Annotated in this window: 12 protein-coding genes; 4 read left to right on the forward strand and 8 right to left on the reverse strand. The window is 64.9% G+C overall.

The features are described 5' to 3' along the window. Positions 1–202: 202 nt before the first annotated feature. Positions 203–586: a VOC family protein gene (locus VIG32_06090; GenBank protein HEY8297575.1), complete on the forward strand. Its 384-nt coding sequence runs from the start codon at positions 203–205 to the stop codon at positions 584–586. Between the two features lie 536 nt (positions 587–1,122). On the opposite strand, the gene VIG32_06095 is transcribed toward VIG32_06090, so the two are convergent. The 7 genes from VIG32_06095 to VIG32_06125 all read right to left on the reverse strand — a co-directional run bounded on the left by VIG32_06095 (position 1,123) and on the right by VIG32_06125 (position 6,338). Continuing rightward, entirely contained in the window at positions 1,123–2,859 is a 1,737-nt protein-coding gene (locus VIG32_06095) for a cation:proton antiporter (GenBank protein ID HEY8297576.1), read from the reverse strand. Next, positions 2,748–3,236, reverse strand: coding sequence for a GNAT family protein (locus VIG32_06100; protein ID HEY8297577.1), 489 nt, complete (start codon positions 3,234–3,236; stop codon positions 2,748–2,750). Before VIG32_06100 ends, VIG32_06095 begins: the two co-directional genes overlap by 112 nt. Continuing rightward, a complete protein-coding gene (gene hemQ / locus VIG32_06105; GenBank protein HEY8297578.1) occupies positions 3,233–4,087 on the reverse strand; it encodes a hydrogen peroxide-dependent heme synthase in 855 nt (284 codons plus the stop codon). The genes VIG32_06100 and hemQ overlap by 4 nt, the downstream gene beginning before the upstream one ends. 8 nt (positions 4,088–4,095) lie before the next feature. Next, complete coding sequence (locus VIG32_06110) at positions 4,096–5,070, reverse strand: ketopantoate reductase C-terminal domain-containing protein (GenBank protein ID HEY8297579.1); 975 nt, start codon at positions 5,068–5,070, stop codon at positions 4,096–4,098. Continuing rightward, complete coding sequence (dut, locus tag VIG32_06115; GenBank protein ID HEY8297580.1) at positions 5,067–5,525, reverse strand: dUTP diphosphatase; 459 nt, start codon at positions 5,523–5,525, stop codon at positions 5,067–5,069. Before dut ends, VIG32_06110 begins: the two co-directional genes overlap by 4 nt. A 5-nt stretch (positions 5,526–5,530) precedes the next feature. Continuing rightward, complete coding sequence (gene nrdR / locus VIG32_06120; GenBank protein ID HEY8297581.1) at positions 5,531–5,983, reverse strand: transcriptional regulator NrdR; 453 nt, start codon at positions 5,981–5,983, stop codon at positions 5,531–5,533. Between the two features lie 205 nt (positions 5,984–6,188). Next, the gene (locus VIG32_06125) at positions 6,189–6,338 is read right to left on the reverse strand and encodes a DUF5679 domain-containing protein (protein ID HEY8297582.1); all 150 of its coding nucleotides are present in this window, start codon (positions 6,336–6,338) and stop codon (positions 6,189–6,191) included. A gap of 135 nt (positions 6,339–6,473) precedes the next feature. On the opposite strand from VIG32_06125, the gene VIG32_06130 reads away from it, so the two are divergent. After that, entirely contained in the window at positions 6,474–7,376 is a 903-nt protein-coding gene (locus VIG32_06130) for a DNA-processing protein DprA (GenBank protein HEY8297583.1), read from the forward strand. On the opposite strand, the gene VIG32_06135 is transcribed toward VIG32_06130, so the two are convergent. Further along, positions 7,353–7,934, reverse strand: coding sequence for an alpha-ketoglutarate-dependent dioxygenase AlkB (locus VIG32_06135; protein HEY8297584.1), 582 nt, complete (start codon positions 7,932–7,934; stop codon positions 7,353–7,355). The genes VIG32_06130 and VIG32_06135 overlap by 24 nt on opposite strands. Positions 7,935–7,994: 60 nt before the next feature. Here VIG32_06135 and VIG32_06140 point away from each other — a divergent pair, with 60 nt between their 5' ends. Beyond that, a complete protein-coding gene (locus tag VIG32_06140) occupies positions 7,995–8,456 on the forward strand; it encodes a 23S rRNA (pseudouridine(1915)-N(3))-methyltransferase RlmH (GenBank protein ID HEY8297585.1) in 462 nt (153 codons plus the stop codon). Further along, positions 8,437–9,878, forward strand: a 1,442-nt coding sequence (gene argS, locus VIG32_06145) for an arginine--tRNA ligase (GenBank protein ID HEY8297586.1), incomplete at its 3' end; no start/stop codon positions are given. The genes VIG32_06140 and argS, both read left to right, overlap by 20 nt.

Below are 9,878 nucleotides of genomic sequence, written 5' to 3' on the forward strand. Positions count from 1 at the left end.
GACGAGAGCGAACGCGAAAGCCGCTGCCGTGCGAAGAATATGCATACGGGGCCTCCAAGTGCCTACGGAAATTCGTAGGCACTTAGTATACCGACTGCAATCGTTCGGCGAGCATATCTTTGGACGCAGGTACGATAGGTATTTTCTCACCCATCGTGCGCCCCGCAAGGAGGCGCCGACAGCGGCGTGAATCCCGCCATCTATGAGCGAACATCCCGTCAAAATCACAGGCATGGATTTGAGCGGCTATATGGTCAAGGATGCGCCCCGCGCGATCGCCTTCTATCGCGACGTGCTCGGCCTCGAACCGGTGATGGTTTATCCCGGCGATCGCGGAGCGGAATACGAGCTTCCCGATGGAACCACGTTCGGACTATGGGGCGGGGGCGCCGCCGTGATGCCGTTCCAGCCGAGCAACGGCATTCTCTTCGCAGTCGACGATCTCGGCGCCGCCGTTGACGCCGTCAAGGCTCGCGGAATACCAGTGCAAATGGAACACGAAACCCCCGTCTGCTCCATGGCGATGATCACCGACACCGAAGGCAACACCATCACCCTGCACAAGCGCAAAACAAACGCCACCTGAGACGCAGCGCGTGCCGCCCCACTCGTGCGCGTGCCGCTCGCCCGTGCTTCGACAGGCTCAGCATGACAAGTACTCCTCTCGCCTCATTGTCATCCTGAGCTTGTCGAAGGACGCGCGTGCCGCCAACTCGTGCTTCGACAGGCTCAGCATGACAAGGTGCGTTCTCTCGCCCCATAGTCGTCATGACAAGTACGTTCTCGCCTCATCGTAACCGTTTGTCATCCTGAGCTTGTCGAAGGACACGCGTGCCGCCAACTCGTGCTTCGACAGGCTCAGCATGACAAGGTAACCTTCTCTCGACCCACTGTCATCATGACAAGTACGTTCTCGCCTCATCGTAACCGTTTGTCATCCTGAGCTTGTCGAAGGACGCGCGTGCCGCCAACTCATGCTTCGACAGGCTCAGCATGACAAGGTGCGTTCTCTCGCCCCATTGTCATCATGACAAGTACGTTCTCGCCTCATCGTAACCGTTGTCAACGGTAACGTTTTCTCGTCTCATTGTTGCGCGTTGTCGTGGCAAAGCGTCGGGGCGGCTACCTTGCGATCGTTGCGCGTTGGGCGCTTACTAACTCGTCGATTCGGTTGCGCTCGATGCCTAGTTCGCTTAAGAGTGCTTCGGCGATGCCGAATGCGCCTTCGGCTTCGGGTACCATTGCGTCGCTCGCTCCGGCGGCCCGCAGCGTGCGAATGTCGCGTACGCGGGAGGCGCGCGAGATGATGCGCACGCCGGTTTGGTGGGTTAGGCGCTTGACCATGGCGAGGTTTGCTGCCGTATCGGGAATCGTCGTCAGCACGATCTTGGTCGACGCCGCGATCGCGCGCTCCACGACGCGCGGATCGGCTCCGTCACCGTATTGCGCGTCGGCGCCTTCGCGCTGCGCGAGATGCACGAGATCCACGTCGAGTTCGATCACCCCAAACGCGATGCCGGCGCGCCTGCACACCGCCGCGGCCGTTCGGCCGACGCGCCCGTATCCCACGATCAGCACGGCCGGCTCCGTCGCAAACGGCGTTACCGGCGTACTCGAAGCCGCATCCATCGATCGCCGGCGCGGCGCGACGATGCGCGTGGCGATCGCGGCCACGACGATCGAAAGCATCGTGGCACCGATTGCGGTGCCGAGTTCGGTTGCGTCTAAACGCTTCGCGAGGTAGCTATCGTTCGCGAGCACCACGTTGAATTCACCGAGCGGGACGAGTGCGATACCGAGCGCGAGCGCCGTACCGCGCGGCTGGCCAACCAGCCGGCTCAACCCAAACCATCCGGCGAAGCGCACGAGCGCGAGCACGCCGCCGATCGCGAGAACGAGCGGCCAGTGGGCGAGCATCGAGGTTACGTCCACGAGCATGCCAATCGAAACGAAGAACAACATAACAAAAAGTTCGCGAAACGGGGCGACGATCGACTGCACCATCCGGCTCCCCGCGGCCTCCGAGGTCACCGCACCGGCAACGAACGCTCCAAATTCAAACGAGAGCCCTGCGAGATGCCCGATCCAGGCGGCGACCAGCGCAACCGCGGTGGAAAAAGCGATCAGCGCGTCGGCCGGTGCACGGCGTAAAAACGCGACGACGATTCGATGCAGCACCGTCGCGCCCAACACCAGCGCCACGACGACGAAGAGCGCCGCTTTGAGCAACGGTATCAGAACCCCCAGCGGCGTGAGGCCTTGCGCGGGTTCCGTTGTGATCACGAGCAGCGCGATGGCGACTAGATCCTGTGCGACGAGCAACGCGATCGCCGCGTGTCCGGGGCGTTTGTCGAGCAAGCCGAAGATCTGTAAGAGCGCCACGCCGATCGCCGTACTCGAGAGCGTGAACGCGAGTGCCAGCGTGATCGGATGAACCAGTCCGAACGTCACGCCCAGACGCCAGGTTACGACGCCGAAGAGGAACATCAACACGAGGTTGCCGATCATCGGCACCACCCCGACCGCGCGCAGCTCGCGCGCCGAAAACCCTAGCCCCAGACTGAAGAGCAAGAGGATCAGGCCGAGCTCGCTCAATCCGCCGAGCGATCCGCCGCTCGTGCGCGCACCGTGCACGAACGGACCGATTGCGATACCGGCGACCAGATATCCGAGAATCGGCGTGATGCGGGCGGCGCGCGCGAGCGCGCCCAGAACGCTCGCCGCAACGAGCGCGATCGTGAGGTCGGCTAGGAACGTAACCGTTGCGTGTTCGATCTTTCGAGCATACCATACGGCAGCAGATCTTCGTACGTGCCGCTCGTTTGATCGCGGAACCCGTCGCGATAGCGTCCCTCGCACTCGAACCCCAGACGTTCGAGCAGCGCGCGCGTCACGGCGTTGCTCGCACGCACCTCGGCGAAAATGCGGTGCGCCCGCAGTTCGTCGAAGGCGTGGCGCAATCCCCAATCGAGTGCGAACCGCCCCAAACCGCGGCGGGGTTCGCGCGCGATCAGAATGCTGAACTCAACCAGCCATTCGTAATTCTTGAGCAAGAAATGGCCCGCCGGTTCGCCGTCGTCCTCGATGATGTAGCTCTCGTTGTTCGGGTCGTCGAGCGCGGCTTCCACCATCTCGGCACCCGGTGCGTTGAGCACCGCCGCGGCGTGCGGCATCGCGAAAAGCTCGACGATGAACGGAATATCTTCTTCGTCGGCCTCGCGGATCGTGAAACTCACGCCGGCGTCGGTACGTGCAGCGCCGGGACGGCGCTCCCATCGAGATACGTGGCTAATTGATCGAGCGAGAACTGCACGCCCGTATAGAACTCGCCGAAGGCCGCGTACTTGGCGCTCGCCTCGTCGAAGCGCATTTCGTAGATCAAACGCTTGAACGTCAGCGGATCGTCGGCATAAAGATCCACGCCCCACTCGTAATCGTCGAAGCCGATCGAGCCGGAGATCACCTGGGTGACGAGCCCGTGAAACGAGCGGCCGATCTTTCCGTGTTCGAGCATCAACGCCGCCCGCTGTTCGAACGGCAGCATGTACCAGTTCACGTCTTCGCCGCGCTTCTTGTCCATCGGATAGAAGCAGACGTAGCGACGCTGCGGCACGGGCGCCCAGAGCCGCCCGGCGTTACGCGGATTGCGCTCCTGCTCCGCGAGCAGTTCGTCGAACGCGCCGTTCCATTCGGGCGAAAACGGTTTGAGTGCGCGCTCGCGCAGCGTCTCGTGAATCTTTCCGGTCGCTTCGTAGAGCCCGAGTTCGAGCACCGACACGTACGACGTAGCCGGCGCGAGAAATGCGGCGATGCGCAGCTTATCGACGGTCGTTTGCGCGGCGGCGAGACCCTCGAAGGTCTTGCTGTAATGCGTGAGCATGAGATCGGCTTTGTGCCCGATCAGCTGCGCGCAACTCACGTCGGCGTTTTCGTCGCCCTTGAGCGTTTGCAGCGCCGCTTCGGCTTCGCGAGCGATCTCGTCGCGCAGCGCCGGCGCGAGCGCGTCCCACGCGGGGCGATCGAAAGCGAACATGCGGTGGAGAATCCACCAGCCTTCGAGCGATTCGGGAACGGCGGGATGACGCATGACGGTTCTTAGCTCCTCGCGAGCGCGCGTACGCGCTTGACCTCGGCCTGCACCTCGGTGTCGAGCGTATCAGGCTGCTCGCGATATTTCGCCCACAATTGTGGCATGTGCGCGATATCGTCGAGTACGCGCGCGTAGACCGCGTTGACCGGCGTCGGAACGCCGGCTTCGCGACCGGCTGCCGCCACCGCACCGTTGAGCACGTCCACCTCGGTTTGCGCCTTGCCGGCGCGCAGGTCGAGCAGCAGCGAGGGCGGCTTCGTGCCGCGCGCCCCCGCGATGCGGCTGGCGAGCAGCGTGCGCGCGATGGGACTGGGCAGCGTGGCGATGCCCTGCAGCACGCGCAGCGGATACCGCGGAAGATCGATCGGCGCGATCGAGAGTTTGGCCATCACCGCGCGCACTTCGCGAATGGCGCGAATCTCGAGCGTGAAGACGTGATCGAAATGCACCAGCCGGTTCGGCAGAACGTTGAGGATGGCGCAACTCGCGTTGGCCACGACGTTGAGCGCGAGCTTCGACCATTTCAGCGCGCGCCAATCCTCCACGACCTTGACGTTGATTCCGGTGCTTTGGAACGTCGCGACCAGCCAGTTGTAGGCGGAGCGCCCCATCGGCGCAAACGCGATTCCGCCTTCTTTGGTGGCGTGACTCATGCCGTCGCGGTCGCGATCGACGGGCACCGTCAGCGCGCACGCCACCACGTTGTCGACGCCGAAGGCGAGTCCGAGTTTTTCTTCGTTCCCGACGCCGTTTTGCGGGCTCACGAAGACGCACTTCTCCGGATACGGAATCGCCTTGCGCAGCGTTTCGATCGCGCCGTCGGTATCGTAGGCTTTTACGGCCACGATTGCGACGTCGGCGTCTACCGGCGTCACATCGTTCAACTCGCGCGGCGCGTAGGTCACCTTCACGTCGATGGATTCAAGCAAGTCGCCGAGGTAGGTGCCAACGGCGCCCTTGCCCACGATGTAGACGTTCATGCGACGCCAGTACTTCCGAAGCCGCCGTCCGCGCGGCTCGTTTCGGGCAGTTCGGCGACCACGCTAAAATGCGCGTGCGAAACCGGAGCGACGACCAGTTGCGCGATGCGGTCGCCGCGGCGCACGACGAACGGCTCCGTGCCGAGGTTCGCGAGAATGACGTTTACGGGTCCGCGATAATCCGCATCGATCGTCCCCGGTGTATTCAGGCACGTCACGCCGTTGCGCAACGCGAGGCCGCTGCGCGGGCGTATCTGCGCCTCGTAGCCGTGCGGCAATGCGATTGCAAAGCCGGTCGGAATCATCGCGCGCCCGCCGGGCAGCAGCGTTAAATCGTCCGCGACGGCGGCGCAGAGATCGGCGCCGGCGGCTTGCGCGGTCATGTAGGTCGGGAGCGGGAGGCCGTCGCCCTCAGGCAAGCGTTTGAGCGCTACCGCAATCGGAGCTTGTGTCACCAGGCTCATTTTGCAAGCAGCGTAGCCAACTCTTCTTGGAAGCTCTCCACATCGCGAAACTGCCGATAGACGCTTGCGAACCGAATGTACGCGACCTTGTCGAGGCCCTTGAGCGCTTCCATCAGCTTCTCGCCCACCAGCGTCGAGGGCACTTCGCTCTCGCCGCGCGCGAAGAGATCGCGCTCGAGATCGGCCGCGACCGCCTCCATCTGGCTCTCGGAGACCGGGCGTTTCTCACACGACCGGCGCAAGCCCGAAAGAATCTTCTCGCGGTTGTATTGCTCGCGACGCCCGTCTTTTTTCACGACGAAGAGACGCGGCGCTTCCATCCGCTCGTAGGTGGTAAAGCGGTGCTTGCAGCGCGGGTCGAGGCATTCGCGGCGCCGGCGGACGACGTTCTCGTCATCGCGCGAATCGACGACGCGCGTCTCACTCTTGCGGCAGGTCGGACAGTTCAGTTAGCTGGCCCTCATTGGACGCCCCACATCTTGTGGGTCCACCCATTATAAGCTACTAGACCTAGCCGTGTAAAAGAAAACGCCGGACGCACCCTTCGGTGGCCGGCGCCAACTAACGCAAAACCTCGATCGCGCCTCGTTTCGAACGAGCACGCGGCTCGGCCCGCAGGCCGAACGCGACGGATTCGGCCGAAGGCCGAATCCTCTACGTAGAGGCGCCGATTTTGAACATCTTCGTGCCGCACTCAGGGCATTTGCCCTCGGTTGCGGGACGGCCATTTTTCATCGTGATCTGCACGGCATCTTTGATCGGACGCTTGGTCTTGCATTTCACACAGTACGCTTCAGCTGCCACGGTTGAATCCTCCGAATTCTCTCTGGAAATTGGGGCGCTGTATTCCCAGGCGCCCGAGACTTTCCCCCTGAGGCGGGCGCTCAACCATGCAGGAACCTCCTTGCGCGCGCAGTCCCTCGTCGTGAAGGGGCGCCGATGGAAGCACCCGTTTGGCTGCCTCGCACGCACTTCGAGCAACTTCGGGCCGGGCGCCCGACGCCGGGCATCTTCCCCGGCTTGTGGAGCCTGGGGGATCTCGAAGGCCTGCGGCTACCGACCGTCGCCGTGGTTGGCACGCGGGCCGCGGCGGCGTATGGGCGCGGGCTAGCCCACCTTTTCGCCCTGGAGCTCGGGCGGGCAGGCTGCTGCATCCTCTCGGGCCTCGCACTGGGCATAGATGCGGCGGCGCACGAGGGCGCCCTGGCCGCCGGGGCGCCGACGGTCGGCGTTTTAGGCGGCGGGCACGCCCGCTTCTTCCCTCGCCGCAACCGCCAACTCGCCGAGCGCATGCTCGGCGCCGGCGGCGCGGTGCTCTCGCCGTTCCCGCCCGAGCATCCGACCATCCCGCACCAATTCTTGCAGCGCAACGGCGTGGTGGCCTCGCTCGCCGACGCGGTTCTCGTAATCGAAGCGCCGGCTCGCAGCGGAGCGCTCAACACGGCGAGTTGGGCGGCCGGACACGTTCCGGTGCTGGCCGTGCCGGGCGATGTGGACCGGCCGCAGGTCGCCGGCTGTCACGCACTCATCCGCGACGGCGCGACGCTCGTACGCGACGCCGCCGACGTGCTGGCCGAGCTCGGAATCGCCGCGCCGCCGAACGCGCGCGTCACCCGCAAACGCGCGCGCGCGGCGGAGCGCAACGACCCGCTCGAGCGAGCGATCGTGCGCGAGCTGCGCGCCGGCGAGCGCGCGATCGACGAACTCGTCAATCGGATCGAGCCGCAGGCCGCGCGCGTGCTGGCGGCGCTGGCCATGCTCGAACTCGACGGATTGGTGGAGCGCCGCGACGGCACGCGCTACGCGCTCAAGCCCGCGCTAGCCGACGCGACGCTGCCGTAGGGCGATGCTGATGCGGGCCGCCGTCGGGCGGCTCGTTTTCGGAATGCAATGCTCCCAGAACTCTTGCGCGCGGCCGCTCATCACGAACAGGCTGCCGGGCTCCAAGTCGCACGCGATCGTCTTGCGCGGCGGCGATTTCGGCCGCACGAGCATCTGCCGGGTCGCGCCCAAGCTCACGAGCGCAATCGTCGGCAAGTCGATCAGATCCTCATTGCGATCGTTGTGCCAGGCGACGCTGTCGCTGCCGTCGCGATAGTAGTTGAGCCCGAGGCCCGTAAATCGCCGGCCGAGCCGCTCTTCCACGCGCGCTTTGATTTCGGCAAGCGCCGGCAGCATCGGCTCGTCGAGCCGAACGCGCGCGACCAGTCGCGGCACGTCGACCGTCTTGTCGTACATCCACATCGTTTCGTGCGTCCAGGGCGCGCCGGCGAGAATCTCGGCCAAATAGCGCTCGCTTTCGGCGGCGCCGAAGACGCCCGGCTCGTAGGCGATCGAGCCGCGCGCGTCGTCGGCGAGCGCGCGCGGGCCAGGCGCGAAGAGTTCGATCTGCTGAGCCATTCGAAAACTTCTAACCCCGCGCGGGGGCGCCGGCGTTGCACTCGCGAAGGCCGTGCGGCCATGCAATTGCGCCTCATCGCGGTCGGTAAACTGCGCGAACCCTACGTCGCTGCGGCGTGCGCCGACTTTCGCAAGCGCCTGACGCCGTACTACCCGTACGAAGAGGTCGAGGTGCGTGCGGCCGACGGCTCCGACGCGGATGCGGCTACGCGCGAGGAGAGCGAGCGCATCCGCAAACTGCTGCGCCCCGACGATCGCCTCTGGCTGCTCGATCGCACCGGCATCCAGCTCGCAAGCGCGGCGTTAAGCGCGCGGCTCGAAACGATTGGGAACAGCGGCGTCAACCGGCTCACGTTCGCGATCGCAGGCACCTACGGTGCAGACAAAAGTCTGCGGCAGCGCGCCGAATTTCTCTGGTCGCTCTCGGAGCTGACCTTCTTGCACGAGTGGGCGCGCATGATCGTGCTGGAACAGCTCTATCGCGCGGCGAAGATCGCGCGCAATGAACCCTACCACCACTAAACGCGAGCCGGACCGGCCGCAAGCGGCGCTCGCGCGCTTCGCTGCGGCTTTGAGCGATGCGATCGTGCGGCTCTTTCCCGAGGCGCCGGCCGCGCCCGTCGAGTTCGAGGCACCCCGCCGGCCGGAATTCGGCGACTTCGCGACCAACGCCGCGCTGCGCCTTGCAAAAGTCGCGCGGCGCTCGCCGCAAGACGTTGCGACGGCTCTCGTGGCGGCGCTCGATGCCGCGCATCCGCAGTTGCGCGAACTCTTCAGCGAGATCGTTCCGACCGCCGGCTTCATCAACGTGCGCCTGGCGCCGAGTCTGTGGCAAGACGTCGTCGGCGACGTTTTGCGCGCCGGCGACCGTTTCGGCGAGTCGCCGCGCAACGGCAAGCGGATCTCGCTCGAGTTCGGCAGCGCCAATCCCACCGGGCCGCTCGTTGTGGTTCAGGGCCGCACGTGCTCGCTCGGCGAGACGCTCGCCGACGCGCTGCGATTTTGCGGCTACGACGTCTACGTGGAGTGGATCATCAACGACGCCGGCGGTCAGCTCGACAGGCTCGGGCGTTCGCTTTACGCTCGCTACCGCCAGCTCTTCGAACCGGCTTTCCCGTTCCCGGAGGACGGGTACCCCGGCGACTACCTCGCGCCGATCGCGCAAGAGATTCGCGATCGTGACGGCGATCGCTGGCTCGCGGCCGACGAGAGCGAGTGGCTCGCGTCATTCGCGCTACGCGGTCGCGACACGCTCGTGGCGGCCCAGCAGCGGACCGTCGAACGCTTCGGCATTCGCTACGATCGCTGGCAGAGCGAGAAAGAACTGCACGATTCGGGCAAAGTGCGGGCAGGATTGCAGTTCCTGGTCGATCGCGGCCTGACGTACGAGCAGGACGGCGCGGTCTTCTTCAAAGCGACCGAGTTCGGCGACGACAAGGATCGCGTGCTCGTGCGACGTGACGGCCGACCGACGTATCTAACGGCCGACGTTGCGTATCATCTCGAGAAATTGCAGCGAGCCGATCGCGTGATCGACATTTTGGGCCCCGACCATCACGGGTACATCGGCCGCCTGCACGGGTTGGCCGAGGCGCTCGGCTACAAGGGCCACCTCGAAGTGATGATCGCGCAGCAGATCACGCTGGTACGCGGCGCCGAGACGGTTTCGATGTCGAAGCGCTCCGGAAATATCGTCACGCTCGACGACATCATCGATGAAGTCGGCGTAGATGCCGCCCGCTTCTTCTTCGTCATGCTCGCACCCGAGTCGCCGCTCACGTTCGATCTGGCGCTCGCTAAAGAACAAAGCAACGACAATCCCGTTTTTTACGTGCAATACGGCTACGCGCGGATCGCATCGGTCCTGCGCAACGCCGCCGCCGCCGACGTCGACGCCGCGCGAGCCGGCGACGCACTCGGCGCGTTAACGCACGAAAGCGAGAT

It is taken from the genome of Candidatus Baltobacteraceae bacterium, assembly GCA_036559195.1.
GTDB lineage: Bacteria > Vulcanimicrobiota > Vulcanimicrobiia > Vulcanimicrobiales > Vulcanimicrobiaceae > JALYTZ01.

Coding starts and splice junctions, on each gene's coding strand:
- VIG32_06140 (HEY8297585.1), top strand. CDS start 7,995: ATGCAATTGCGCCTCATCGCGGTCGGTAAACTGCGCGAACCCTACGTC.
- VIG32_06135 (HEY8297584.1), bottom strand. CDS start 7,934: ATGGCTCAGCAGATCGAACTCTTCGCGCCTGGCCCGCGCGCGCTCGCC.
- hemQ (HEY8297578.1), bottom strand. CDS start 4,087: ATGCGTCATCCCGCCGTTCCCGAATCGCTCGAAGGCTGGTGGATTCTC.
- VIG32_06090 (HEY8297575.1), top strand. CDS start 203: ATGAGCGAACATCCCGTCAAAATCACAGGCATGGATTTGAGCGGCTAT.
- VIG32_06110 (HEY8297579.1), bottom strand. CDS start 5,070: ATGAACGTCTACATCGTGGGCAAGGGCGCCGTTGGCACCTACCTCGGC.
- VIG32_06130 (HEY8297583.1), top strand. CDS start 6,474: ATGGAAGCACCCGTTTGGCTGCCTCGCACGCACTTCGAGCAACTTCGG.